Here is a 26,575-nt window from a genome sequence, read left to right as displayed (position 1 = left end):
CACGCACGTCCCGCAAACGAAAAGCCCCGGGCGTTCGCACGCCCGGGGCTTTCTTCTTTCCCCTGTCCTTCGGTCAGCCCTGCACGGCCCAGGTCAGGTTGCCGACCGGCGTGACCGGGAGCTGCGTCGCCGCATTGCCCGAGCGCCACACCAGGTTCTGGCCGGACTGGCTGTTGCGCCACAGGATGTCGCCGACGCCGTCGCCGTCGTAGTCACCCGTGGAGGCGACGCGCCAGTTGAGGTTGCCGACCAGCGCGACCGACTGCTGCGTCGTGTTGTTGCCCGAACGCCAGATCGTGTTCTGGCCGTTACCGGCGTTGCGCCACAACAGGTCGGCATTGCCGTCGCCGTTGAAGTCGTTCACGCCGACGATGGCCCACGACAGGCTGACGCTGACCATGGCCTGCTGCGTCGCCGCGTCGCCGCCCAGCCAGATGCTGTTCGCGCCCGACTGGCTGTTGCGCCACACGATGTCGGAGCGGCCGTCGCCGTTGACGTCGCCCACGCCGGCCACGGCCCACGCCTGGCTCGGCACGGAGGCCAGCGTGACCTGCGTCGTGCTGCTGGCCGAACGCCAGACCAGGTTCGCGCCCGACGAGGTGTTGCGCCACAGGATGTCGGACACGCCGTCGCCATCGAAGTCGCCGACACCGGCCACGCGCCACGCGGTGTTGCCGACGGTGGTCACCGCCTGCTGCGTCGCGCTGTTGCCCGAACGCCAGATCAGGTTCTGGCCCGAGTTCTGGTTGCGCCACAGGATGTCCGACGAACCGTCGCCGTCGAAGTCGCCCATGCCGACCACGTTCCAGGCGAGCGACGCGGTGGTCACGGCCTGCTGCGTCGCGCTGTTCGCGCTCAGCCAGATCTGCGCCGCGGCGCTGCCGGTGTTGCGCCAGAGGATGTCGGACTGCCCGTCGCCGTTGAAGTCGTTGCGCTGGGCGTTGCCGAAGGGCACGACGTTGGCGCGGAACTGCGCCACTGCCGGGATCGTCTGGCGCAGCGCGCGGGCGGCGTCGGCGGTGGCCGCGTTGCCGCAGGGGAACGTGCCGCAGGTGACGTTCGGGTTCGAGTAGATGAACTGCGCACCCAGGCCGTTGCGGCGCAGCGCCATCGTGTCGAAGAAGTTGCCTTCCGTCGGCGAGGCGACGTAGCCGAACGCATACGAGAACGCACCGAATTCCACCGGATCCAGGTCGATGGCGTCGCCGTCGCTGTCGCTGTCGCGATCGGCCGCGTCGCGGTCGTGCGCGATGCCCATGTTGTGGCCGAGCTCGTGCGCGAGGTTGTCGTTGCGGCAGGTGCCGCCTTCCGGATCGGGGAAGGTGTTGCCGCTGGTGTCGCTGACGACCGCGTAGCCGAACGGCGCGTCGGCCGAATCGATCGGCCTCTGGCCGTTGCCGTTGAGCCAGCCCACGCCGCAGCTGCCGTTCTCCGGCGCCTGGAAGGTGCGGACCAGGACGACGAGGTCGGCGCCGAGGGTTTCGCGCGCGGCGGCGAGCGTCTGCAACGCGGCCGGGCGCGTGGCCGGCGAACACGTCACGCCGCGATCGGGCAGCTGGCCGCCCGGCGCGTTGGCGCACGTCACGCCGGTCAGCTCGAACAGCGCGTTGATGTTGGTGTTGGTGTCGGCGTAGTCGACCGGCATCGTGCCGACCAGGCGGATCTGCGCGTCGACCAGGCTCGAGGCCAGGATGTCGTTGGTGGTGTCGACCATGAACTGCAGGCGCGTGTTGGCGCCCGAGTCGCCGCCCAGTCGCGTGGCGAAGGTCGACGAATAACCGAGCAGCAGGTCCACCGTGTTCGCGGCGGTCACGCCGGCGGCGGCGGGCTGCGCGCCCGCGGTCGTGCGCTGTGCGGCGGAGGCGGCGGCGCGCTTGATCGTCGAGACCAGGGCGGCGTCTTCCATCGTCGGCGACGGGATCGCGTCGACGTCGCGCGCCGGCACGTCGGCGATCTTCGAAGCGTCGGCTTCGATCAGGTACGTGCGGCCGCCGACCGTCGTGACTTCCAGGCGCGGCTTGTCGCCGTTCGGGATCGAGGCGAACACCGCCTTCTCGCCGAAGGTGATGATGGCATCGTGGCCCGGCTTGGCGCCTTCGGCGCGGCCGACCCAGGTCCAGTTGCCGTTCTTGTGCTCGGTGTGGGAGACGGTCTTCAGGCGGATCGGCGTGCCGTCCGGCGCGGCGATTTCCAGCGTGCCGGTGGCGACCGCGCGCATGGCGTGCGCTTCGCTCAGTTGCACGTCGTGCCACGTGTAGGCGCCCTTCACCTGCGGCTTGGCGTTGGCGTAGGCCATCAGCGTGCCGTGGTCGGGGGCGCCGGCGATCGAGTCGCGGTTCGAGAACGTGGAGGAGACGAGCTGCGGCGCGGTCGCGGTGGCGCGCTTGCCCGATTCCTTGCTTGCATTCAGCGCGGTGCCGGCGTTGTCGCCCTTGCAACCCGCGATGAGACCCAACGATACAGCCGCGACCAACGCCAACTTACGCATGACGGGAACCCCCTGCTATGGAGCGCAAAATTTGCGCGCCGGCTCATCAGTGCCGCGTGATGGCGACTGGGGTGTGTTTCGCAGAACCAAAAAAAAGCGCGCCCGTTCGTCGGACGCGCTTTTCCCCGTGAAAACGGCGTGATCGGGTGGCGTTAGCGCGCCACCTGCCAGGCTGCGGCCGTCGTCGAAACCGTCACCGCGTTCGCCGAATTGGCCGCCCGCCAGTACTGGTTCTGGCCGTTGGTGTTGCGCCACAGGATGTCGGCGAAACCGTCGCCGTCGAAGTCCACAACGTTGGCCACAGTCCACGACGGATTGCCGACCGTGGCGACCGCGGTCTGCGTCGCGCTGTTGGCCGAACGCCAGATCGTGTTGACGCCGTTGACGCTGTTGCGCCACAGGATGTCGTCGTTGCCGTCGTTGTTGAAATCGCCGACGCCGGCGATGTTCCAGGTCGTGCCGACGACCGGCATCGCGATCTGCGTGGTGTTGTTCGCCGAACGCCATGCCTGGTTCTGGCCGGTGTTGCTGTTGCGCCACAGCACGTCGTCGCGACCGTCGCCGTCGAAGTCGCCCACGCCGACGATGCGCCAGTCGAGGTTGTAGACCGGCGCGACCGCCAGTTGCGTCGTGCTGTTGCCCGAACGCCAGACCTGGTTGCCGCCGCTGGTGTTGTTGCGCCACAGCAGGTCGTCCTTGCCGTCGCCGTCGAAATCGCCGCTGCCGGCGACGCGCCAGTTCTGGTCCGGCACCACCGGCATCGCCTGTTGCGTGGCGTTGTTGCCCGACAGCCAGATGGTGTTCTGGCCCGACGCGGTGTTGCGCCACACGACATCGGCAACGCCGTCGCCGTTGTAGTCGCCGGTGCCCACGATCGTCCACGCGGTCGAATTCACCGGCGCGATCGCCTGCTTCGTCGCCGAGTCGCCCGAACGCCAGATCTGGTTTTCGCCCGTCGTGGAATTGCGCCACAAGATGTCGGCATGGCCGTCGCCATTGTGGTCGCCCCGCGTCTGCGCGGACACGAGCGAGGTGTAGAACGAGGCGATGACCGGGATCGTGTTGTTGAGGCTTTGCGCGTTGTCCGCGTTGGCCGTGCCGCAGGCCGAACCGCAGTAGGCGATGCGCGGGTTGGAGAACACGCGATAGCCGATCTGGATGGGGTCTTCGCGATACGCCATGATCGTGAAGAAGCTGCCGGTGCGATAGCCGAAGGAGTACGGGTACAGACCGTATTCGCCATCGTCGAGCGTGCCGTCGACGCCGGCGGCGGTGGTCGCGTCGTGCTGCGAGCCCATGTTGTGGCCCAGCTCGTGCACGAAGGTTTCTTCGCGGCAGACGTAACCGTTGCTCGGGAACGACCCCGGGCCGTCGCCGTTGGAATCGCTGACCACCGAGATCGCGCTCGCCACGTCGCGCGTCGGGTCGATCGGCTCCTGGCCGCCGCCGTTCAACCACGCGATGCCGCAGCTGTTGTTTTCCGGATCGTTGAAGTTGCGCACGATCGACATCAGGTCGGCGTGCAGCGTTTCGCGCGCGTTGACGAGCGGCTGCAGCGCCGCGGGGATCGGCGCGTTGCTGCAGCTGAGCGAACCGTTCGGATTTTCCGTGCACGTCACGCCGCTGAGTTCATAGAGCGTCGCTTCGTTGTCGGTGTTGTCGGGGTAGTTCACCTGCACCGTGCCGACCATGCGCAACGCGCCGTTGATCTGGCTGTTGACGAAGGCCTGGTTGGCGGTGACGAACAGGTTGTTCAAGCGCGTGACCGCCTGCGACTGGCCGCCCAGGCGCGAGGCGAAGCCGGTCGTGTAACCGACGACGACGTCGACGGTGTTGGCCTGCGGCACTGCGTTGCCCGTGACGAGCGATTGCGGCCGCGGCTGCGCGGCGGCGCGTTGCAGCACCTTCTCGCGCGCGGCGGCCAGGGACGGGGGAACCGGGATGGCGTCGCGACCGGTCGGGCGCTTGGCGAGCGCCATCCGCGTCGGGTCGGTTTCCATCAGGAACAACCCTTCCTGCGTCGAGGTGATGCGCAGCGCCGGCTTGCGGCCGTAAGGCACCGAGCCGAACACGGCCTTCGGGCCGAAGGTGATGATCGCTTCGGTGCCCGGCATCGCGCCGGCGGGGCGGCCGATCCAGGTCCAGTTGCCGTCGCCGTGGTCGACGGCGCGGTCGTACTTCAGGTGGATCGTCGAGCCGTCGGGCGCCGGCACGTCCAGCGTGCCCGAGGCGATCGCGTTGAGCGCGTGCGCTTCGCTGAGCGCGATCGGGTGCCAGGTGTAGGCGCTTTTGCTCACCGCCGAGGTGGACGTGTAAGCGAGCAACTGCCCGCGGTCCGGCAATGCGGCGATGGCGCGCGCGCGATGGTCGCGCAAAGGCGACGGCGCATGCGTGGCGGTGGACGTCGCCGCGGCGGTCGCGTCGACGCCGGCGGCCTTGCCATTGGCGTCTGACGCGTTGTCGTGTGCGGTGCATGCCGCCAGGGCGATCGCGCTGGCGAGTAGCAAAGGAAGGCGCATTCGAATGATTTCCCGTTGGAGTGGTGTCGCGCCGCGAACCGTTGGGAGACGGTCCCCTGATGCGGCGTGCGCGGAGCCGTCCTGGCTCCGGGTCGCCTAAGAATTATCCCTGTCCGCACGCAGACGCAAGCCGCCCGCCATCACAAATGGCCTGCGCGAGGCGATCGGTTACGGATCGGTTACCGGAAGTGACGCTCCGGGTTCAGCGAGCGCCGCGCTGCGGCGCCCGCCTGCCTGAACGCGTCAGGCTGCGTGGACGGTCACGCCGGTCTTCTCGGCCAGTTCGGCCGGGGTCACGCCGGGGGCGAGTTCGACGAGCTTCAGCCCGTCGGGCGTCACGTCCAGCACCGCCAGGTCGGTGATCACGCGGTTCACCACGCCCACGCCGGTCAACGGCAGCGTGCACTGCGAGAGCAGTTTGTGTTCGCCGTTCTTCGCGGTGTGCTCCATCAGCACGACGACGCGCTTCACGCCGGCGACCAGGTCCATCGCGCCGCCCATGCCCTTGACCATCTTGCCGGGGACCATCCAGTTCGCCAGGTCGCCCGTGTCTGTGACCTGCATTGCGCCGAGGATCGCCAGGTCGATGTGGCCGCCGCGGATCATCGCGAACGAATCGTGGCTGCCGAAGTAGCTGGCGCCTTCGCGCGCGGTGACCGTCTGCTTGCCGGCGTTGATCAGGTCGGCGTCGACTTCGGCGTCGGTCGGGAACGGCCCGATGCCGAGCAGCCCGTTCTCCGATTGCAGCCACACGTCCATGCCGTCGGGTATGAAGTTGGCCACGAGCGTCGGCAGGCCGATGCCGAGGTTGACGTACGCGCCGTCGGTGAGTTCCTGCGCGGCGCGCTGCGCCATCTGGTCGCGGGTCCAGGCCATCACACGCCTCCCTGGCGGACGGTGCGCTGTTCGATGCGCTTTTCGGGGGTCGCGTTGACGACGATGCGGTCGACGTAGATGCCGGGCAGGTGCACGTGGTCGGGGTCGATGTCGCCGATTTCCACGAGCTGCTCCACTTCCGCCACGCACGTCCTGCCGGCCATCGCGACGGCGGGATTGAAATTGCGCGCGGTCTTGCGGAAGACGAGGTTGCCGGCCTTGTCGGCCTTCCACGCCTTGACCAGCGAGACGTCGGCCTTGATCGCGGTTTCCATCACGTAGTGCTGGCCGTCGAACTCGCGCGTTTCCTTGCCGTCGGCGACCACGGTGCCGTAACCGGTGCGGGTGAAGAACGCGGGGATGCCCGCGCCGCCGGCGCGCAGGCGTTCGGCCAGCGTGCCCTGCGGGTTGAATTCGAGTTCGAGTTCGCCGGCGAGGTACTGCCGTTCGAATTCCTTGTTCTCGCCGACGTACGACGAAATCATCTTGCGGATCTGCCGGGTGGCGAGCAGCTGGCCCAGGCCGAACCCGTCGACGCCCGCGTTGTTGGACACCACGGTCAGGCCCTTCGCACCGGTGTCGCGCAGGGCGGCGATGAGCGCTTCGGGGATGCCGCACAGGCCGAACCCGCCAACCGCGAGGGTCTGGCCGTCGGCGACGAGGTCGGCCAGCGCCGCGGCCGCGTCGGGGAATACCTTGTTGCCGGCCATGGGGCCTCCGGTGCAAAGAGCGAAGGATTCTAGCGCCTGGCGTGCCTGCGCCCATCGGACTTTCGTCCACCGGCCACCCCGGCCGGGCTAAAATCGCGGTTCGCTTTCGCTCATCGGTGCCCTGCCCCCCATGAAGATCCTCGTCGGCTACAAGCGCGTGGTGGACTACAACGTCCGCATCCAGGTCAAACCCGATGGCTCGGGCGTGGTGACGGACGGCGTCAAGCTCTCCGCCAACCCCTTCGACGAAATCGCGCTGGAAGAAGCGCTCCGCCTGCGCGACAAGGGCATCGCCACCGAGGTGATCGTCGCCACCATCGCCCCCGCCGACGCCCAGGCGCACCTGCGCAACGGCCTGGCGATGGGTGCCAATCGCGCGATCCACGTCGTCGCCGATGGCCCCATCTCGCCGCTGGCCGCCGCGCGCACGCTGCTGAAGCTGGTGGAAAAGGAATCGCCCGACCTCGTCATCCTCGGCAAGCAGGCCATCGACGACGACGCCAACCAGACCGGTCAGATGCTCGCCACGCTATGGGGCCGCCCGCAGGCGACGTTCGCCTCCAAGCTCGACGTCGAGGGCGGCAAGGCCAAGGTCGTGCGCGAAGTCGACGCGGGCCTGGAAACGCTCGAAGTCGACCTGCCCGCCGTCGTCACCACGGACCTGCGCCTCAACGAGCCGCGCTTCATCAAGCTGCCGGACATCATGAAGGCCAAGAGCAAGCCGCTCGAATCCATTCCGTTCGGCGATCTCGCGGTCGACGCGGGCGACGAACTCAAGACCACGCATTACGCACCGCCTGCCAAGCGCAGCAAGGGCGTGATGGTCAAGGACGCGGCCGAACTGGTCGCCGCACTGAAAGCGAAGGGGTTGCTCTGATGGCCAAGGTCCTCATCGTCGCCGAACATCTCGACGGCAAGCTCAACGCCGCCACCGCCAAGTGCGTGTCCGCGGCGAAGGCGCTGAACCCCGAATCGATCGACGTCGTCGTGCTCGCCGCCGATCCCTCGGGCGTCGCCGCGGAAGCCGCGAAGTTGCAGGGCGTCGCGCGCGTCATCGGGGTCGGCAACGCCGCGAACGCGAACGCCATCGCGCAGGTGCAGGCCCCGCAGGTGGCCAAGCTCGCCGATGGTTACACGCACGTCTTCGGCCCCAGCACCACCTTCGGCAAGGACCTGATGCCGTGTGTCGCCGCGCTGCTCGGCGTCTCGCAGGTGTCCGATGTCATGTCGGTCGAAGGCGCGTACACGTTCAAGCGCCCGATCTACGCGGGCAACGCGATCGTCACCGTCGAAGCGCCGCAGGGCCGTCCGGTCGTGGCCACCGTGCGCACGGCCTCGTGGCCGGAAGTGGCGCGCGACGGCAGCGCGTCGGTGGAACAGGCCTCGGTCGATGCGGCGCTGCCGACGCACACGCGTTACGGCAACCTCGCGGCCGGCAAGTCCGATCGTCCCGACCTGCAGAGCGCCAAGCGCGTCGTATCGGGCGGGCGTGGTGTCGGTTCGGCGGAGAATTTCAAGATCGTCTACGCACTCGCCGACAAGCTCGGCGCGGGTGTCGGTGCCTCGCGCGCCGCGGTGGACGCAGGCTACGTGCCGAACGAGCTGCAGGTCGGACAGACCGGCAAGATCATCGCGCCGGAGCTGTATGTCGCCGTCGGCATCAGCGGCGCGATCCAGCACCTGACCGGCATCAAGGACGCGGGCACGATCGTCGCCATCAACAAGGATCCCGAAGCGCCGATCTTCGAAATCGCGGACATCGGCCTGGTCGGCGATCTGTTCAAGTTGCTCCCGGAACTGGAACAGGCGCTCGGCTGAGCCTGCGCATGCGGGCGCTCTTCGTCACGCGCAAATTCCCGCCGTCGGTGGGCGGCATGGAAACCTGGTCGAAGGAATTCCATGCCGCGTGCGTGGCGTCGGGCGCCGACGTCGATTTGCTGAAACCGGCGAGCGACCACATCGGTCGCCCGAGCCTGGCGCAGATGGCCGCGTTCTTCGCATCGGCCTCGTGGGCGCTCGTGCGCCACGGCCGGCGCTACGAAGCGGTGTTGCTCGGCGATTTCGCGCTCGCCACCCTGGCCATCGTCGCCAAGCTCGCGACGTTCGGCCGCATCCGCACCGTCGTGCAGTTGCACGGCAACGATCTCTACTTCATGCGGCAGCGCGGCCTCGTGCCGACGTTGTATCGCGCGTTGTGCGCGTTCGTCGTGGGCACGCGCGCGATCGACGCGACGGTCGCCAACAGCCGCGCCATTCGCGACGAAGCCGCGATGCGCGGGTTGCCGGCGTCGGTGGTCGTCCCCCTGGCGACGCACGCGCCGGCCGATGACGCCCTCGTGCAACAGCCGCGCGCGATGCGCCTGGTCTTCGCCGGCCGCCTGATCCGCTACAAGGGCCTGTCGTGGTTCGTGCGCACGGTCTGGCCGAAGCTGGACCCGACGTTCGAACTGGTCGTCGCCGGCGGCGTATGGGACGCCGAAGAACGGGCCTGCCTCGAGGGCGATGCACGCATCCGCTACGTCGGCGCGCTCGACCCCGCGGCCTTGCAGGCGCTGCGCGCCACCGCGATCGCGTGCATCATGCCCAACGTGCGACCCCAGGCGAACGAGCAGGACGAAGGCTTCGGCCTCGCGGCGCTGGAATCCCCGGCCGTGGGCACGCCGATCCTTGCGTCCGCATGCGGCGGCCTGCCCGATGCGGTGACCGATGGCGTCACCGGGTTCCTGTTGCCGCCGGGCGATGCGGACGCGTGGGTCGCGTGCCTGCATCGCGTCGCGCGATGGACGGCCGGAGAACGCATCGCATTCGGGACGCGCGCACGTGCGCACATCCTCGAACACGCGACCTGGGACCGCGTCGCGCGCGACACACTCGCCGTACTGGCGGCGCGCGCATGACGGGCGGCCCGTGGCGCCGCATCTACCCGCTCCTGCGTTGGGGCTTCTTCCTCGCTTCGATCGTGTTCCTCGCCGTGTTCGCGCACGCGACGCTCACGCGCGGCGGCGCGTCGCTGTGGCCGATGTTGCGCGCGGCCAGCGGCGAAACCGCGCTGTCGGCGGTGTTCTTCCTGCTCGCCGCGATGGCGACCGTGCCCGCATGGCGCGCGTTGTTGCGCGCGCTCGGCGTGGCGAGCGCACCGCCGCGCACGGTGTTGCGCATCTTCTGCCTGACGCAGATCGCGAAGTACGTCCCCGGCAACATCGGGCACCACGTCGGCCGCGTCGCGCTCGCACGCAGCGCGCTCGGCATTCCGGCGGCGACCACCGCGCTGTCGATCCTGCATGAAGGCGCGCTCGTCGTCGCAGCGGCCGTCATCGTCGGCGTTGCGAGTTACGCGGTTCCGCACACGGCATCCGCGCACGATCACATCGGGCTGCTCATCGCCGCGCTGCTGGGCGGCTTCGGCGTGCTCGCGCTCGTCAATCGCCACCGCACGGCGCTGGCGGGGAACGGAGGATCGGCGTGGCGCGGGTTCGTGCTGCGCGCGGCGCCGACATGGCCCGCGGTGCGTCGCGCGCTGCCCTGCTACGTGTTCGTGCACGTCGCCAACGGCGTCGCGGTTGCGTGCATCGCCTCCGCATTCATGCCGATGGACCTGCCGACCTTCGCGCTCCTCGCCCGGGCGTACGCGTTATCGTGGGTGCTAGGATTCCTGCTGCCGGGTGCACCGGGGGGATTGGGCGTTCGCGAATCGGCCTTCGTGCTGCTCGCATCGCCTGCGTGCCCGCCGGACGTCGTGTTGGCGGTCGCGACGCTCTCGCGCATCGGCAACATCGCGGCCGACCTGCTGATCTTCCTCGCGGGCGGTGCGTTGTCGGCGATGCAGGCCCCCTCGTCCACTGAAAGGAATCGGACCGGATGAATCGACTCTTCGCGCTCTTCGGTCGGCTGGCACCGCTCCTGGGGTTCCGCGGTTCGCGCAACTACTGGGAAACGCGCTATCGCCTCGGCGGGCATTCGGGCGAAGGCTCGCGCGGCGTGGCCGCCGACTACAAGGCGCGCGTGCTCAACGACTTCTTCCGCGCGCAGGACGTGCGCAGCGCGATCGAATTCGGATGCGGCGATGGCCACCAGCTCAAGATGCTGCACGTGCCCGCCTACATCGGCGTGGACGTCAGCCAGACCGTGTTGAAACAGTGCCGCGACCTGTTCGAGGGCGATGCGACCAAGCGGTTCGTCTCCGTCGACGACTACGCGGGTGAACGCGCCGATGCGTCGATGTCCATCGACGTGATCTTCCACCTGGTCGAAGACGCGGTGTACGACGAATATCTCGCGCGCCTGTTCGCCGCGGGCGAGCGCTTCGTGATCGTCTACTCCACCAGCGCCGACATGCCCGCGACCGGCATCGCGCACGTGCGCCATCGCGACGTGGCGGCGGACATCGCGCGCCGGTTCCCCGGCTTCACGCGGATGGAAGCCGAGGAAGCCATGCTGCCGCCGCCGGTCAGGGCCGATCGCGGCCTGCCCGTGCGTTTCTTCCTCTACCGCCGCGACTGACGCCCTCGCATGAAGCTGATCATCCAGGTCCCCTGCCTGAATGAAAGCGGCACCCTCGCGGTGGCGATCAACGCACTGCCTCGCGAAGTGCCCGGGTTCGACCGCGTCGAATGGCTCGTCATCGACGACGGCTCGACCGACGGCACCGCCGAACACGCCAAGGCCCTCGGCGTCGACCACGTGGTCCGCCATCCGGTGAACCGCGGCCTGGCGGCGGCCTTCATGACGGGCATCGACGCGTGCCTGGCGCTCGGCGCGGACGTGATCATCAACACCGATGCCGACAACCAATACAACGCCGACGACATCCCGGCGCTCGTCGCACCGATCCTCGAAAGCCGCGCGGACATGGTCATCGGCGCGCGCCCCATCGACGACACCGTGCACTTCGGCTGGGTGAAGAAGAAGCTGCAGCACATCGGCAGTTGGGCGGTGCGCGTGGCCAGCCATACCGAAGTGGCCGATGCGCCGAGCGGGTTCCGCGCGATTTCGCGCGAAGCCGCGATGCGCCTGAACGTGTTCAATGGCTACACCTACACGCTGGAAACGATCATCCAGGCGGGCGTGAGCAACATGCGCGTGGTCTCGGTGCCGATCCGCACCAACGAAGACCTGCGCCCCTCGCGCCTGGTCAAGAGCATTCCGAGCTACGTGCAGCGGTCGCTCGTGACCATCCTGCGGATCTTCGTGATCTATCGCCCGCTGGTGTTCTTCGTCTGGCCGGCAACGCTGCTGATCCTGCTCGGCGCCGCGGTGTCGGCGCGCTTCCTGTGGTACTGGTTCGGCGGGAACGGCACCGGCCACGTGCAATCGCTCGTGTTCGCCGTGCTGTGCATCCTGCTCGGCGCGCTGATGCTCGTGGTGGCGTTCCTCGCGGACATGATCTCCGCCAACCGCAAGCTGCTCGAGCGCGTGAGCGTGCGCCTGCACCGCATCGAAACCTCGCTGGCCGACCGCCACGAGGACGGCGGCGCATGATCGCCCGCGCCCCGCGCGGCTGGACCTGGGTGTTGTCCGTTGCGTTGCTGCTCGTGATCGGGTGGCAGTGGCTCGGCGTGGCGTCGTACGCGGCCACCGAGAACATCGAGTTCGACGGCGGCATGAACCTGGAAGTCTCCAAGTCGATCGCCAACGGCGAAGGGCCGCGCGGCCGCTACCATCAGGCCCTGTTCTATCCGCCGGCGGTGCAGAGCAAGGAACCCTTCTTCATCGTCGGCGCCGCGGTGTACAAGATCGCGGGCGTCGGGCCGGTACAGAGCCAGGCCACCAACCTGTTGTTCCTGTGCGTGCTGCTGGCGCTGATCGTCGCGATCGTCGCGCGCGCGACGACGTGGGTCGCGGGCCTGGTCGCGGCGTGTTTCGTGTTGTCGCTGCCGCACCTGTCGCAATACGCACTCAACGGCTACGGCGAAGTCGCGACCATGTGCTTCGGCCTGGGCGCGATGATGGTGCTCGCCTGGCCGGCGCGGCTCGATACGCGCGGATGGAAGCGTCCGTTCTTCGCAGGCGCGCTCGGTGCATTGGCCATCGCGACGAAGGTCGTCGGCGTGGTGCAGTTCGCGGCGATCGCCTGCCTGCTGGTCGCGCGCGTGGTGATGGATGCGCCGCCGGGGCAGCGGGTGCGCGACCTGGTGCGCGCGTGCATCGCCTTCGGCGTCGGCGCGCTCGTGCCGGTGGTGGCGCTCGAAGCGTGGCGCCTGTACTGGCTGGGCGCGGGCGATTACGGACGCTGGTGGGCGCTGCAGTTCGAACGCATCGGCAACCAGTCCGGCGCCGTGCCGCGCGTGGCGCAGGTCACCTGGATGGACAAGGTGCCGCGGCATTTCGGCACGCTCGGCGTCGAGCTGCAGCGCCGTTGGTTCGGCACCGCCGGGTTGCTCGCGTTGCCGTTGCTGTCGGCGGCGGTCGTGCTCGCGCGCCGCGTGCTGCGTCCCGCAGGTGCGGGCACGCGCACGTGGATCACCTTCGGGCTCACGCTCATCGCCGCGGCGTACATCCCGTGGTGGCTGGGCATGGTGCCCGACGACAAGGTGTGGCTGCGTTACCTGTTCATCGCACTGATCGCGCTCGCGATGCTCGGGGCGATGGGGTTGATCGAACATGCCTGCGCCGCGTTGCGGCCGCAGGCGGTTGCGCGCCGCGTGGTGCATGCGGCGATCGCGATCGGGCTGGCCGCGGTGTTCGTGCCGTTCGTGTGGCGCTCCCTGCCGAAGGAAGCCTTGCGCACCACGCCCACCGAAGAACGCCAGGCCGCGCAATGGGCCGCGAAGGTCGTGTCCGGGTTGCCGAAGGATCGCCTCGTCTTCGGGTGGGGCTGGTTTTCCGCGCCGGTGGTGCAGCTGTATTCCGATCGCCCGTTCTACGATCTCACCGACTATCCCATCGGGTTGTTGCAGCGCGCGCCGGCGTATCTCGTCGCGGACCGGCAGGCCTACGCCGTCGGCGTGATCGACCCGATCCTCGCGCGCTATCCGTACCGCAAGCTGATGCGCGACAACCCGTATGGGCAGGTGTACGAACTCGATTTCGCGCATCCGAACGATCCGTTCGCGGCGGCCGATCAATCGTCGGCGCAGCCCTGGGTCGACTTCGCGGCGCCGGAAGGTTACCCGCTGGCGCGCGGCTATCTGCCGTACGACGCGTCCGTCGGCGGCCGCATGGCGTGGAGCGACAGCGAAGTGTTGCTGCGTTACGGCAACCAGGCCGACCTCGCATTCGCCGCGCACATGGCCGAACCGCGCTGGTACCTGCGCAAGGCGCTCCTGCGCGGGCACGCCATCGTCGACGGCTGCCCCCCGATGCCCTTCGCGTTCGAGCACCCGGGCTGGAAGCAGTTCTACCTGAAGCTGGACTGCAAGCCGCGCCCGGGCAACGTGCGGGTGCGCCTGTTGCTCGACAACGTCTTCGACCTGGCGTGGGAGAAGACGCAGCAGAACGCGATGCTCGTGCGGAGCATCGGCTTCGCGCATTGAAGCGGACCGTCAGGGGCCGATGGTCACCTGGCGCCCGTTGTCGCACGCGAACGACGCTTGCCGCTGCCGCGTGAACACCGTGAACAAGCGATACGTGCCGTCGGGCACCGTCGAGAAATCGACGACCGCCGCATAGCCGGTCGCCGCGTACGCCGTGTCGCCGCCCAGCACGCCCTGCACGTCGCTGCGCGGGAGGTTCGGCGTCACCGCGATCTTCCACGCGTGCTGGTCGTCGACCAGGCGCAATTCCACCGTCGCGGGAACCACCTTCAACTCGGTGTCCGCGAACCACCCGACCACGCGCACCGGCTTGGCCTTGGAGATCGGCAGGGGCGTGGGGCCGAACGTGCCCGGATCGATGCGCTCGATGTTGCAGCGCCCGCCCGAGCCCTGGATCGCGCTCTGGCTCGGCAACAGCGCGGACGGTTGCAGCAATCCCGCGCGCTCGACCTTGCCGGCCTGCGGGCCGGTCGGCGTGAAATCCACGGGCTTGTCCGTCGGCTTGCACGCACCGAGCGCGAGGACGCACAGCGGAATCGACAACAGCAGCGGGGACCTGGTCATCAGCGCTTCCTCAGCACGAAGCCGATCTGGTCGTACTTGGTCGGGTCGAAGCACGCGGCGACGACTTCGAAACGATCGCCGTATTCGCGTTCGAGCCACGCCTGCGGGATCCAGCTTTCGCCGTAGAAGGATTCGTTGCGCACTCCGCCGCCCGACACGCCCATGGCGGTCGCGTGCACGAATTCCCCGCGGCGCAACGCGGCCATCGGCACGGCGGTGTCGTCGAACAACTCGCCGAGGGCCTTCGTGTAGCCCTGCACGCCGGGCGTGTTGCGCGCCCATTCCAGGTACGCGAAGAACGATTCGTGGCGCGTGGTGAAGCCCACGAACCCGCCGGGCTTCAGGATGCGGTGGAACTCGTCCAGCCATGCGGTGGCCGCGGCCTGCGAGAGATGCGAGAACACCGAGTACGCCACGACGAGATCGAACCCTTGCGCAGGCAGCGCGCCATCCGGCATCGGCGCGCAGGTGCTGAAGCGCTCCGACCCGAACAATTGCTTGCACAGCGCGATGAAGTCCGGATCGACGTCGATGCCGTGCAGGTCGTTCGCGGACACTTCGCGCAGGAACATGCGGCTGATGCGGCCCCAGCCGCAGCCGAAATCGAGGACCTGCATGCCCGGGCGCAGCGGCGCGCCCGCGCGCGCCATCGCGCCGACGACATCGTCGTGGAAGCCCGCGGCCTGGCGCACGGCGGCCTCGCCGGACAAACCGGTCGTGTTGGCCTGCAACGTGGCGTCGGGGAAGTGCGGCAGCGGATCGCCGTGCGGGCTCGACTGCGGCGCGTCGATGCTCGCGATCACGCGGCGGGTCCACTCTTCCGTGGAGACGGTGTTCGTCATTTCGATTCCTTGGTCCAGATGTCTTGGGGTTGCCCGTCCAGGCCGAACTGGCGATGCAGCCGCTCGGCGTACGCTCTCGCCTGTGCGCGTGCGATCTCGCTGATCGGATGGTGCGTGCGCACGTAGTCCTGCATGCGCATCACTTCGTCCAGGTGCGGCCGCAGGTCGCCGCCGAGCGTGACGCCTTGTGCGTGGCGGCGATGCAGGTTGAGCGATGCGGGGATGAAGGCAAGCTTGCCGCGTTCCAGCACGCGCAGGTAGGCCAGCCAGTCGCCCGCGATGCGGTAATCGCAGATCGCGTCGAGGTCCTCCGTCAGCACGTCGCGCAACACGTCGCGGCGGAACACGGCGGCGCTGACGTTGGGGATGGTGTTCTTCACCGCCAGGCCGCGTTCGAGTTCTTCGCCGAGCGTCGCGAGGAACGGCGCGCGCCAACGGTCGGCGCCGAACTCGGAGACGTAATCGAGGTAATCGTTGGCGAGCACGCCGCCGTCGGCGTCCATCTGCCGCGACTGCGCGTAGGCCATGACGGCTTCGCCGGCGATCAGCGGCGGCAGCACCTGTTCGAGGAAGTCCTGTTCGGACAGGTCATCGGCTTCGGCGATCCAGACGTAGTCGCCGCGCGCCAGCTCCACGCCGCGCTGCCACTGCCGGAACACCGACCCGGAATTGCGCGCACCTTCGACGACGCGCACGGGCACGGGTGAAGCCGCCTGCAACCGCGCGAGCACCGCGAGGCTGTCGTCGGTGGACGCATCGTCGAGCACGAGGATCTCGTACACCGGCAGGGTCTGCCCGGTGATCGACGCCATCCGTTCGGGCAGGAAGCGTGCGTAGTTGTAGTTCGGCACGACGACGCTGACCTTCGGCTTGCGCAGCGATGTCCAGCCGAGCAGATCGAGCACGTAGGAACGGAAGGCGTAGTCGGCGGCGACCAGGTCGCGTGCGCGCAGGCCGAGCGTTTCGCGGCGCTTGTCGTCGCCGAGCAGCGCGCACACCGCGTCGGCCATCGCATCGACATCCTCCATCGGCACGAGCGCGCCATGGTCGCGCACCAGCGCATCGAGCCCGCCGCAACCCGCGAACCCGACGACGGGCAGCGCCGCGTCGAAGGCTTCCAGCACGACCGACGGATACGGATCTTCGCGCGAGGTGAGCGCGTAGACGTCGGCGCCCGCGTAGCACGTGTCGGTGTCGGTGCGGCGCCCCGGGAAATGGACGCGCCCGGTGAGCCCGTAGCGCTTGATGCGCGCGTGGATGTCGGACTCGAGCGTGCGGTCCACGTGGCCGATCCAGACGAAGCACGCCTTCGGATCGCGTTTGCCGATCTTCGCCGCGGCATCGAGGAACAGGTCGACGCCCTTGCGCTTGTCCGCATAGCCCACGCACAACACGATGCGGCAATCGGCAGGCAGCCCGAGCGACGCACGCAACTCCTGTCGCGCGCGCGCGCGTTCGGTGGGATCGCGGCGCGCGTTGCGCTTGTAGAGCCCCTGCGGGCGGATCGCCGATTGGCCGCCCTGCAGCTGCGCGAACTGCGCGAACCCCGCCTCCACCGCGGGCGCGGCGAACACGATGCGGCCCGCGTATTCGGCGAGTGCGCGCGCGTTGGATTGCAGGCCGAATTCTTCGATCACGCCGGGCAACTCGTGCACCATCGCGACGACGTCGATGCCTTCCTCGCGGAGGAACCGCGCGAAGTGGCCGCTGGCGAGCGTGTTGACCAGGGCCGCGCGCACGCCGCGCCGGCGCAATGCGCGTGCGGCGGCGGCGAACGTGGCGTCGTCCGCGCCCGCGAGGACGGCGGTCGGCGCGGTGTCGCGATAGTCGTCGAGCAGCGGCCCCTCGCCGAGCACGATCAGTTCGACCGGCACGCGCATCGCCTTGAGCTCGCGGGCCAGGTGCAACGCAAGGTATTGCGCGCCGTGCGGGTGCGCGTCGTGCGACACGACGACGACGCCATCCTCGCGCGCCATGCCCTGTTCCAGCGCATCGCGCGTGGCCTGCAGGTACGCATAGCCGTGGCGGCGATCGGGCTCGAGGTACGCGCCTTCGCCCCACTCGTTCCACGCGTTGATGAAAACGACCGCATCCCCTTCGACGGGATGCTCGTTCGCGTGCGCGATCGCATCTTCGAGCCAGCGCCCGTACAGCGCGGGCGTCGAGTTCGCGAACACGTACCCGCGCCCCGGCTTGCGCGCTTCGTTGTCCCAGGAGGGGAACACGCCGCGGATCAACGGATAGTCGGCTTCCGGCCAATGGCACGCCTGTTCGACGACGTCGGCGTATTCGACGACGTGGCCCGCGTACTCGGGGTTGACGACCTTCAGCTTCCAGTTGATCGGATGCAGGCCGCGCGCGACCTTGTGCGGCGGGAACTCGATGGCGGCGTCGAAGCCGTATTCGCGCGGATCGTCGACATCGAACTGCGCCATCGCGAGGAACACCTCGCCGATGCCTTCCTTGCGGCAGACGTCGCGCCAGTGCTCCAGGGTGCGCGCGCACTGCGGCAACAACGACGGGCGATACACGACGATCAGCGGCCGCTCGCCCAGGCGGATGTAGCGGCGGTCGCGCAGCAGCGGCAGCAGGTCGCGGATGAACGCTTCGTCGTTCTCGTCGTTGTGCACCTGGCCGAGCAGGATGTCGTGCTCGGCGCCATCCCAGCGGCGCGTCCAGTTCTCGTTGGCCCAGCACACGCAGAACGGGAACTCGATATCGCTGGCGAGGAACTGGTCGAGCGGACGCTCCAGCAAGCGCCGCCCCGCGAACCAGTAGTAGTGGAAGCAGAAGCCGTGCACGCCGTACGTGCGTGCCAGTTCCACCTGGCGTCGCATCACCTCGGGCACGCGCAGGTCGTAGAAGCCGAGTTCGCCGGGCAGGCGCGGCTGGTCATGGCCGACGAACTGCGGCACGGCCTTCGACACGTTGGTCCACTCGGTGAAACCGCGGCCCCACCACGCGTCGTTTTCCGGGATCGGATGGAACTGCGGCAGGTAGAAGGCGATGGCCTTCGCCGCGAGTGCGGACGGCGGTGCCTGCGTGGTGATCGCCACGTGCGTGGGTTGCGGGAACGGTTGGCGCATCGCGCCGGCGACATATTCGACGAGCGTGTCGTTGTCCTGCGACCAGCGTGCGTCGATGCGCAGTTCCGACTCGCGCACTTCCGCATCGTTGCGCTGCCCGGCTTCGACGGGATCGGTGCGGTGTTCGAGCCACCGCTGATACGTGTTGGTGTGGCGCAGCAGCGGCGCGAGCCACGTGAACAGGCGGTCCTTGATCGCCAGCCGGGTTTCCCAGCTGATCGGCGAACGCGCGTACAGCGCGTGCAACCAGCGCCCGAGGGTCTGCTTCAACATGGTTACGCCTTGCCTCGCGCCAGCGACGACAACCGGCGCAGCCACGCGGTCGCGCGCCAGCTGCGCGATTGCCGCATCTGCTGGAGTTCGGCGTTGAGCGCCACGGTCTGTCGATGCGATTCGTACAAACGGTGGGCCATGTCTTCCATCGCGCGCGCGTGGTCGTTGGCGAGCGCTTGCGTGGTCGCTGCGTGTTGTTGCGCCATTTCGGCGACGGCGTGCGCGTGCGCCTGCGCGGTGCGTTCGCGCTCGGCGGCCTGCGCCTGGAGCGTCTCGCGCGCATGCGCCAGGTGCGCGTGGACTTCGTTGACCTGCGCCTGCAAGGCCGCCACGTGCACTTCGAGCGCCTGCGCGTGGGTGCGGTATTCGTCGAGCCCGTGCTGGCGCGAGGCGACGTCGTCGCGCAGGCCGGCGACGGCGTGGCGCAGCGATTCGACTTGCTGTTCCAGCGCGTGCGCGTGGGGGCGCAGGCCGGCGAGTTCGCCCTGAAGTTCGTCCACGCGCCCTTCGAGTGCCTGCGCATGCGTGCGATAGGCGACCACGCCGTCGTGGTGCCCCGCCGCGGCGCGCTCGGCTTCCTCGGCGCGCGCGCGGTCGCACAGGCCTTCGCCGAGGCGCTCGAACAACGCTTGCACTTGCGCGCGTTCGTCGGCGTCCATGCGGGTGATCGCGCGCACGGCCTCCGGCGCCTGCGCGCCGACGAGCAACACGCCGAGCCCGTGGCTGTGCGCGAATTCGAACGACGGGAAGCGCGCGCGCACCTCGTCCCAGAACTTCCACACGCCGAAGCCGCGCTCGCGCACCTGCGTGTCGTGGAAGAGCACGACGGCGCGATCGGAGAGCTTGCCCCGCCAGGTTTCGAAATCGTGGCGCACAGCCTCGTAGGTGTGCAGGCCATCGATGTGCAGCACGTCGACCGACGCATCGGCGACCGCGTCGGCGGCCTCGTCGAACGTCGTGCGCAGCAATTCGGAGAACGATGCGTAACGCGGGTCGTGGTAGCGGCGCAGCGTGTCGAGGACTTCGTCGCCGTAGGCGCCTGCGTGTTCGTCGCCAGCCCATGTGTCCACCGCGAGGCACCGGCCTTCGACGCCGTTCTCGCGCATCGCCTGGCAGAACGCCAGGTACGAAGCGCCGTGGTGCGTGCCCAGTTCCACCAGCATCCGCGGGCGCAAGGCTTCGACCAGCCACATCGCGAAGGGAATGTGGCCCGTCCATGCGCTCGGCGGCAGGTGGTCCGGCCGCGACAGCAGGCTGGCGTTGGGACGGAAGTGCGCGTGCGCGATGGCGGTGACCGTGTTCATGGCGTGCCCCGATCGACGTCCTGGACCAGTTGGCGCAAACCCCACGCCCCCATCATGCGCCTGGCGCGGTGGAACCAGCGCATCGGCGGCTTGCGGAAGACTCCGACGGTGTCGCCCCAGTCGGCGCTGCTCGGGTCGGGGTGCGGCGCCCAGTCGGTCGTCACCTCGACCAGTTCGCAGGCGCCGAACTTCGCCAGCGCGCGCCAGGCGTCGGGATAGAAGCGCCAGCAGTCCTGCGGATAACGGTGTTCGTAGCCACGCGACGGGGCGATGAGCAGGATCAGCCCGCCCGGCTTGAGGACGCGCAGCATTTCCAGCCACGTGACCCAGAAGAATTCGACATGCTCGAAGGCCTGGCCCGAGACCACCACGTCCACCGAACGCGTGGCCATCGGCAGCCGATACGGCGAGGCCAGCACGACGTCGACGTTGTTGCCGGCTTCGAGGTCCACGCCCGTGTAAGACCAGCCCGGGTGTTCGAACAACGGGCGATACGAACCGTTGACATCCTGCGAACCGATGTCGATGACCGACAGCGCGCGGCCGCGGTCGAGATAGCGCGCCACCAGGTCCTGCATGTGTTCGTAGGAACTCACGTGCACGCCGTCATTCCTCCGATTGCAGGCGGATGCCCGGGAACGGCAGGCCGACCAGGCCCGTCGTGACGCCCGAGGCATGCGATTCGAGCACGAAGGCATCGTGCATCCATTGCGCCTGGCGATGTTCGAGCACCGTGCCGTTCGCCACCGCGACATCCAGCGAATAGCGGCCCGCCGGCAGGATCGGCATGCGGAAGTCGAACTCCGCGCTCAGGCGCGCGCCGGCGTCGATCGGCACCGCCCGGTCGCGATAGGTCGACCAGGTGTTCTCGCCGAACAGCACCTGGCCGAGGCGATCCTTGAACAGGAAGCCGAGGATCGGACTGTCCAGCGCATCGAGCGCTTCGGCCTCGATGCGCAGGGTGACGTCTTCGCCGCCCTGCACGAAGGACAGGGCTTCGCGCGTGGTGGCATCGAGCAGCTGTACCGAGCGGATCGTCGCGGTGCCGTCGCCGAAGCCCGCGCCCGGGTCGAAGCGGAACACTTCGATGGGATTGGGCACCGCGGCCGCGCCGAGCCTGGCGACCGACGCGGCGTCCGCCGCCGAATCGCGCACGGGTGCGGAGACCACGCGCACGGTCTCGCCGTACGCGGAGGCGTGGTAGGCCTCGGTCACGGCCTTGGCGTCGCCTTCCATGCGCATGCGCCCGTGCTCGAGCCAGATCGCGCGGTCGCACAGGTTGCGCACGGCCGCGGCGTCGTGGCTGACGAAGACGACCGTGCCGTTCTCCTGGAACTTGCGCAGGAAGCGCATGCATTTCTGCGCGAAGAACACGTCGCCGACCGACAGTGCTTCGTCGATGACGAGGATGTCCGCGTCGCAATGCGCGATGACCGCGAAGGCCAGGCGCACGTACATGCCGCTGGAATACGTCTTGACCGGTTGCTCGACGAACTCGCCGATGTCGGCGAATGCGAGGATGTCGCTGAAGCGCGCGTCGATCTGCTCGCGCGTCATGCCCAGCACCGCGCCGTTGAGATACACGTTCTCGCGGCCGGTGAATTCGGGATTGAAGCCAGAGCCCAGTTCCAGCAGCGCACCCACGCGGCCGCGCACGTCGACGTCGCCTTCGGTCGGCGTCAGCGTGCCGCACAGGATCTGCAGCAACGTCGACTTGCCCGAACCGTTGCGGCCGATCACGCCGAGCGTTTCGCCGTGGCGCACGTCGAGCGCGATGTCGCGCAGCGCCCAGAAGTCGCGGTAGAAGCGCGCGGGCCGGGCGCCGAACAGGCGCTGCATGCGCGGCACGATCGCCTGCTTCAGGCGGTCCTTCGGGTTGTCGTAGATGTGGTAGTTCTTCGACACGCCCTGCATGCGCACGGCGAGCGGCGCCTGCTTGCCTGCCTCGGCGACCCCGGGCACGGGTTCACAGGACATCGGCGAACCCCACGCGCGAGCGCTGGAACCACCAGAATCCGAACCACGCCACCGCGATGGCGACGAGCGAATAGATGCAGAAGCCCGTCCAGTCCGGCATCTGCCCGGCGATGAGCACCGCGCGCGATTGCTCGACGACCCACGTCACCGGGTTGAGGTACAGCAGCGGGCGATACGCTTCGGGGATCGCGGTGATCGGATAGAACACCGGCGCGAGGAACATCATCGCGGCGGTGACGATGCCGACGATCTGCGCGATGTCGCGCACGTACACGCCGATGGCGGCGAGCAACGAGGTCAGCCCGAGGAGCAACACCGCGTACGGTGCGAGGATGAGCGGGAAGAACACCACCGTCCACGGCACCGACTGCACGAGCAGCGCGCGCACGACGATCAGCACCAGCGTGCTGATGCCCGCATGGAACAACGCCGACCACACCGTGACCCACGGCAGCACTTCCAGCGGGAAGATCACGCGCTTGACGTAGTTCGCGTTGCCGAGGATCAGCGCCGGCGCCTTGCCCAGGCACTCGGCCAGGATGGCGTGCACGATGATGCCGACGAACAGGATGAGCGCGAATCCGCCCGGCGCGTCTTCCAGCGCCACGCCCCAGCGCGCCTTGAACACCACCGAGAAGACGAACGTATAGACCGCGAGCATCAGCAGCGGATTGAAGAACGACCAGGCGATGCCGATCACCGAGCCACGGTAACGGCCGACGACTTCCCGCCTGGACAGCGAGGCCGTGAGTTCGCGATGCCGCCAGGCGCTGGCGATCAGTTCCCCCAGGCCGGTGCGGCGGCGCGCATGCGCGTGCATCGGTCAGGACCCCAGCGCAGCGCCCAGGTCGCGACGGAGATCCTCGACGTCCTCGACGCCGACGCTCAGCCGCACGAGGTTGTCGAACAAGCCCAGTTGCGCGCGGCGGTCCGGCGGGATGGACGCGTGCGTCATGATCGCCGGGTGGTTGACGAGGCTTTCCACGCCGCCGAGCGATTCGGCGAGCGTGAACAATTCGGTGCGCTCGCAGAAGCGCTTCGCCGCCTCCAGCCCGCCCTTCACGAAGATCGTGACGATGCCGCCCGCGCCGTCCATCTGGCGCTTGGCCAGGGCGTGGTGCGGATGCGAGGCCAGCCCCGGATACGCGACGCGCTCGATGGCCGGTTGCGATTCCAACCACTGCGCGAGCGCGAGGGCGTTCTCGTTGTGCGCGCGCATGCGCAGGTGCAAGGTCTTCAGGCCGCGCAGCGCGAGGAAGCTGTCGAACGGGCCCTGCACCGCGCCGATGGAGTTCTGCAGGAAGGCCAGCTTCTCGGCGAGCTCGGCGTCGTCGCCGACGACGAGGATGCCGCCGACCATGTCGCTGTGGCCGTTGAGGTACTTCGTCGCCGAGTGCATGACGATGTCCGCGCCGTGTTCCAGCGGGCGCTGCACCATCGGCGAGGAGAAGGTGTTGTCGACGACGACCAGCAGGCCGCGCTGCTTCGCGATCTTCGCGATGGCTGCGATGTCGACGATCTTCAGCAGCGGGTTGGTGGGGGTTTCGATCCACACCATCTTCGTGTTCGGGCGGATCGCCGCTTCGAACTTCGCCGGGTCGGTGAGGTCGACCCAGCTGAAATCCAGGCCCGCCGAACGGCGGCGCACGCGTTCGAACAAGCGGAACGTGCCGCCGTAGACATCGTCCATGGCGACGACGTGGTCGCCGCTGTCCAGCATCTCCAGCAACGTGGAGGTGGCCGCCAGGCCCGAAGCGAACGCGAAGCCGCGCGTGCCGCCTTCCAGGCCGGCGATGCAGCGCTCGTACGCGAAGCGCGTCGGGTTGTGCGTGCGCGAGTACTCGAAGCCCTGGTGTTCGCCGGGGCTGGACTGCGCATACGTGGAGGTGGCGTAGATCGGCGGCATGACGGCGCCGGTCGACGGGTCCGGCGACTGGCCCGCGTGGATCGCCAGGGTGCCCCGTCCGTAGTTGTTCCCGCGACCCTGGTCCGTCATGTCGTGCCTGCCTGTCGAGTTAGCCCGGAAGTCTAGCCCATCGTTTGTTTACTGCACCCGACGGCGCAGCCAGTTCAACAGGTCGATGCGCGTGATCAGGCCGAGGAACCGCCCGCCCTCGGGGGACCCCTCGGTCACGATGGCAACGTGGCCGCGGTCGAAGACCGGCAGCAGCGATTCCACGGGCGAGCGCACGTCGAGGATGTCGAGCTTGGAGACCATCGCGGTGGACACCGGGTCGCGGAAGCGGTCCTCGTTGCCGTACACGTGCAGCAGCACGTCCGATTCGTCGACGATGCCGACGATCTTCTCGCCGTCCATCACGGGCAACTGCGAAACGTCGTAGAGCTTCATGCGCTGGTAGGCGGTGACGAGCAGGTCGGTCGGCGCGACCACCACCGTGTCCTTGCGCGAATACGGACGCAGGATCAGGTCGCGCAGGTCGCCGTGCGTTTCGCGCTCGAGGAAGCCGTTGTCGAGCATCCAGTAGTCGTTGTACATCTTCGACAGGTACTTGTTGCCCGTGTCGCAGACGAAGACCAGCACGCGCTTGGGCGTCGTCTGTTCGCGGCAGTAGCGCAACGCCGCGGCGAGCAGCGTGCCGGTGGACGAACCGCCGAGGATGCCTTCCTTCGACAACAGCTCGCGCGCGGTGAGGAAGCTTTCCTTGTCCGCGATCGCGTAGGCCTGCTTCACCCGCGTGAAATCGGAGATCGGCGGGAGGAAATCTTCGCCGATGCCTTCGACCATCCAACTCGCCGACTTGTCCGACAACGTGCCGCGGTTGATGTATTCCTCGAGGATCGAGCCCACGGGGTCGGCGAGGATCAGCTCGGTCTTCGGCGAGTGTTGCGCGAAGCAACGCGACAAGCCGGTCATCGTGCCGGAGCTGCCGCAGCCGAAGACGATGGCGTCGAGGTCGCCGTCGAGCTGCTGCAGGATCTCGGGGCCCGTGCCGAACTCGTGCGCGGCCGGGTTGTCGGGATTGCCGAACTGGTTGATGAAGTACGCGCCGGGCGTTTCGCGCGCGATGCGTTCGGCCATGTCCTGGTAGTAATCCGGATGGCCCTTGGCGACGTCGCTGCGCGTGAGTACGACCTGCGCGCCCATCGCCTTGAGGTTGAAGATCTTCTCGCGGCTCATCTTGTCGGGCACGACGAGGATGAGCTTGTAGCCCTTCTGCTGCGCGACGAGCGCAAGGCCGATGCCGGTGTTGCCGGCGGTGCCTTCGACGAGGGTGTCGCCCGGCTTGATGTCGCCGCGTTTTTCGGCCGCTTCGATCATCGACACGCCGATGCGGTCCTTCACGGAGCCGCCGGGGTTCTGGCTTTCGAGCTTGAGGAACAGCGTGCAAAGGCCGGTGTCGAGGTGCTGGGCCTGCACGACGGGCGTCTGCCCGATCAGTTCGAGCACGGATTGGTGGATCGGCATGCGGGTGTCGCCCTGCGGGTACGGCCGCGTCGCGCGGCGGAGCGGGCGATTATCGCCGAGGGCGGCACCGGCGGACGAGGACGCCGGTGCCGCCCCGACTGGGATCGTGGACGCGTCAGTGTCGTCCGTTGTCGTACATCGACACGAGGCGGTCTTTCGCAGCGAGCTTTTCGCGCTTCATCTTCGACAAGGTCAGATCGTCGACGGCGAGCACGCCGAGTTCGGCGTCGAGCACTTGTTTGTCGAGTTCCTTGTGGCGCTGGTACAGGGTCTTGAACTCCTGGTTGCTCTTCATCAACGCATCGAGTTCCGCCTGCGGTTGCCCTTCGAACATGTCAGCCTCCTGTGGATCGCACTACGCATGAAACGCGAACGCCCCGGGCCGGGCGGCACGGGGCGTCCAAGGGTGAAGGTCGATGGTTGCGCGGGCCGCCGTGGCATTGCATCCGGCGCCCGCCCGGACGCTGGGTCCGGCGGCACGCTCCTCGGATGCTGGCGTTTGCGTCATCGGCATCGTCTCTTCAGGGCCGGGTACGCGAGGTGCCCGGGGAATTGACGCTACTCCCCTCCCCGAGACTCGGCAAGGGGACGTTCGATGATTTGCCGCCGCTTGCCGACAACCGGCAAGACGGCGTCAAGATGCTGAAAATAAAAGGTTATTTGTCTGCGACGATGATCTCGACACGGCGGTTGCGTGCGCGTCCCGCGGCGGTGTCGTCGCTGGCGATCGGAGACGATTCACCCTTCCCGGTGGCCTGCATCCGCGACTTCGGAACACCGCCGGCGGCCAGGGCGTCGCGCACCGCGTTGGCGCGGCGCTGCGAGAGCTCCTTGTTCGCGGCCGCTTCGCCCTGCCCGTCGGTGAAAGCGTCGATGCGGATCTTGCCGGTCGGCGCGGCGGCGATATACGCGGCCAGCGCGCGCAGGCTCGATGCGCCCTTCGACGACAAGGTCGCCTTGCCCGAGGCGAACGCGTCGCCGCCGAGCGTGAAGACCTCGGCGCCGCCCGAACGCTTCGACGGCGGCAGGTCTCCGAC

Annotated in this window: 22 protein-coding genes; 7 read left to right on the top strand and 15 right to left on the bottom strand. The window is 68.4% G+C overall.

Going from position 1 to position 26,575, the window contains the following annotated elements:
- Window positions 1–73: 73 nt before the first annotated feature.
- The 4 genes from LF41_RS15870 to LF41_RS00095 all read right to left on the bottom strand — a co-directional run bounded on the left by LF41_RS15870 (window position 74) and on the right by LF41_RS00095 (window position 6,593).
- Window positions 74–2,488 carry an FG-GAP-like repeat-containing protein gene (locus LF41_RS15870; protein WP_052115986.1) on the bottom strand — a complete coding sequence of 805 codons (2,415 nt, stop codon included), beginning with the start codon at window positions 2,486–2,488 and terminating at the stop codon, window positions 74–76.
- A gap of 152 nt (window positions 2,489–2,640) precedes the next feature.
- Complete coding sequence (locus LF41_RS00105; protein ID WP_036164231.1) at window positions 2,641–5,007, bottom strand: FG-GAP-like repeat-containing protein; 2,367 nt, start codon at window positions 5,005–5,007, stop codon at window positions 2,641–2,643.
- Between the two features lie 243 nt (window positions 5,008–5,250).
- Entirely contained in the window at window positions 5,251–5,883 is a 633-nt protein-coding gene (locus LF41_RS00100) for a CoA transferase subunit B (RefSeq protein ID WP_036164229.1), read from the bottom strand.
- Entirely contained in the window at window positions 5,883–6,593 is a 711-nt protein-coding gene (locus LF41_RS00095) for a CoA transferase subunit A (RefSeq protein WP_036164228.1), read from the bottom strand. Before LF41_RS00095 ends, LF41_RS00100 begins: the two co-directional genes overlap by 1 nt.
- A gap of 130 nt (window positions 6,594–6,723) precedes the next feature.
- On the opposite strand from LF41_RS00095, the gene LF41_RS00090 reads away from it, so the two are divergent.
- From LF41_RS00090 to LF41_RS00060, 7 genes are read left to right on the top strand one after another with little or no spacing between them, the layout of a single operon-like run.
- Window positions 6,724–7,470, top strand: a complete 747-nt coding sequence (locus tag LF41_RS00090) for an electron transfer flavoprotein subunit beta/FixA family protein (protein ID WP_036164225.1) — start codon at window positions 6,724–6,726, stop codon at window positions 7,468–7,470.
- On the top strand, window positions 7,470–8,411 hold the full coding sequence (locus LF41_RS00085) for an electron transfer flavoprotein subunit alpha/FixB family protein (RefSeq protein ID WP_036164223.1): 942 nt from the start codon (window positions 7,470–7,472) through the stop codon (window positions 8,409–8,411). The genes LF41_RS00090 and LF41_RS00085 overlap by 1 nt, the downstream gene beginning before the upstream one ends.
- Window positions 8,412–8,419: 8 nt before the next feature.
- Complete coding sequence (locus LF41_RS00080) at window positions 8,420–9,490, top strand: glycosyltransferase family 4 protein (RefSeq protein ID WP_036164221.1); 1,071 nt, start codon at window positions 8,420–8,422, stop codon at window positions 9,488–9,490.
- Window positions 9,487–10,455 carry a lysylphosphatidylglycerol synthase transmembrane domain-containing protein gene (locus LF41_RS00075; protein WP_036164219.1) on the top strand — a complete coding sequence of 323 codons (969 nt, stop codon included), beginning with the start codon at window positions 9,487–9,489 and terminating at the stop codon, window positions 10,453–10,455. The genes LF41_RS00080 and LF41_RS00075 overlap by 4 nt, the downstream gene beginning before the upstream one ends.
- Window positions 10,452–11,093, top strand: coding sequence for a class I SAM-dependent methyltransferase (locus tag LF41_RS00070; RefSeq protein WP_052115985.1), 642 nt, complete (start codon window positions 10,452–10,454; stop codon window positions 11,091–11,093). The genes LF41_RS00075 and LF41_RS00070 overlap by 4 nt, the downstream gene beginning before the upstream one ends.
- A 9-nt stretch (window positions 11,094–11,102) precedes the next feature.
- Window positions 11,103–12,071, top strand: a complete 969-nt coding sequence (locus tag LF41_RS00065; RefSeq protein WP_036164218.1) for a glycosyltransferase family 2 protein — start codon at window positions 11,103–11,105, stop codon at window positions 12,069–12,071.
- The gene (locus tag LF41_RS00060) at window positions 12,068–14,065 is read left to right on the top strand and encodes a hypothetical protein (RefSeq protein WP_036164216.1); all 1,998 of its coding nucleotides are present in this window, start codon (window positions 12,068–12,070) and stop codon (window positions 14,063–14,065) included. The genes LF41_RS00065 and LF41_RS00060 overlap by 4 nt, the downstream gene beginning before the upstream one ends.
- Before the next feature lie 9 nt (window positions 14,066–14,074).
- On the opposite strand, the gene LF41_RS00055 is transcribed toward LF41_RS00060, so the two are convergent.
- From LF41_RS00055 to LF41_RS00005, 11 genes are all read right to left on the bottom strand, one after another.
- Window positions 14,075–14,629 (bottom strand): hypothetical protein, encoded by a 555-nt coding sequence (locus tag LF41_RS00055; protein ID WP_036164214.1) that lies wholly within the window; start codon window positions 14,627–14,629, stop codon window positions 14,075–14,077.
- Complete coding sequence (locus tag LF41_RS00050; protein WP_052115984.1) at window positions 14,629–15,471, bottom strand: class I SAM-dependent methyltransferase; 843 nt, start codon at window positions 15,469–15,471, stop codon at window positions 14,629–14,631. The genes LF41_RS00055 and LF41_RS00050 overlap by 1 nt, the downstream gene beginning before the upstream one ends.
- Window positions 15,468–18,830, bottom strand: a complete 3,363-nt coding sequence (locus LF41_RS00045; protein ID WP_052115983.1) for a glycoside hydrolase family 99-like domain-containing protein — start codon at window positions 18,828–18,830, stop codon at window positions 15,468–15,470. The genes LF41_RS00050 and LF41_RS00045 overlap by 4 nt, the downstream gene beginning before the upstream one ends.
- Before the next feature lie 2 nt (window positions 18,831–18,832).
- A complete protein-coding gene (locus LF41_RS17075; RefSeq protein ID WP_052115982.1) occupies window positions 18,833–20,134 on the bottom strand; it encodes a class I SAM-dependent methyltransferase in 1,302 nt (433 codons plus the stop codon).
- On the bottom strand, window positions 20,131–20,736 hold the full coding sequence (locus LF41_RS00035; RefSeq protein ID WP_084073173.1) for a methyltransferase domain-containing protein: 606 nt from the start codon (window positions 20,734–20,736) through the stop codon (window positions 20,131–20,133). Before LF41_RS00035 ends, LF41_RS17075 begins: the two co-directional genes overlap by 4 nt.
- Window positions 20,737–20,740: 4 nt before the next feature.
- Window positions 20,741–22,111, bottom strand: a complete 1,371-nt coding sequence (locus tag LF41_RS00030; RefSeq protein ID WP_052115981.1) for an ABC transporter ATP-binding protein — start codon at window positions 22,109–22,111, stop codon at window positions 20,741–20,743.
- Window positions 22,101–22,931 (bottom strand): ABC transporter permease, encoded by an 831-nt coding sequence (locus tag LF41_RS00025; RefSeq protein ID WP_036164213.1) that lies wholly within the window; start codon window positions 22,929–22,931, stop codon window positions 22,101–22,103. The genes LF41_RS00030 and LF41_RS00025 overlap by 11 nt, the downstream gene beginning before the upstream one ends.
- A 3-nt stretch (window positions 22,932–22,934) precedes the next feature.
- A complete protein-coding gene (locus LF41_RS00020; RefSeq protein WP_036164211.1) occupies window positions 22,935–24,107 on the bottom strand; it encodes a cystathionine gamma-synthase in 1,173 nt (390 codons plus the stop codon).
- A gap of 48 nt (window positions 24,108–24,155) precedes the next feature.
- The gene (locus LF41_RS00015; RefSeq protein ID WP_036164209.1) at window positions 24,156–25,538 is read right to left on the bottom strand and encodes a pyridoxal-phosphate dependent enzyme; all 1,383 of its coding nucleotides are present in this window, start codon (window positions 25,536–25,538) and stop codon (window positions 24,156–24,158) included.
- A 115-nt stretch (window positions 25,539–25,653) separates the two neighbouring features.
- Complete coding sequence (locus LF41_RS00010) at window positions 25,654–25,872, bottom strand: HP1242/YdcH family protein (RefSeq protein WP_036164207.1); 219 nt, start codon at window positions 25,870–25,872, stop codon at window positions 25,654–25,656.
- Between the two features lie 322 nt (window positions 25,873–26,194).
- Window positions 26,195–26,575 (bottom strand): OmpA family protein (locus tag LF41_RS00005; protein WP_036164203.1); only part of this gene is annotated, 381 nt, incomplete at its 5' end.

Origin of the sequence: Lysobacter dokdonensis DS-58 (genome assembly GCF_000770795.1) — a bacterium.
GTDB lineage: Bacteria > Pseudomonadota > Gammaproteobacteria > Xanthomonadales > Xanthomonadaceae > Noviluteimonas > Noviluteimonas dokdonensis.
The sequence above is the reverse complement of the archived record's forward strand: the minus strand, read 5'-3'. Positions and strand labels throughout refer to the sequence as shown.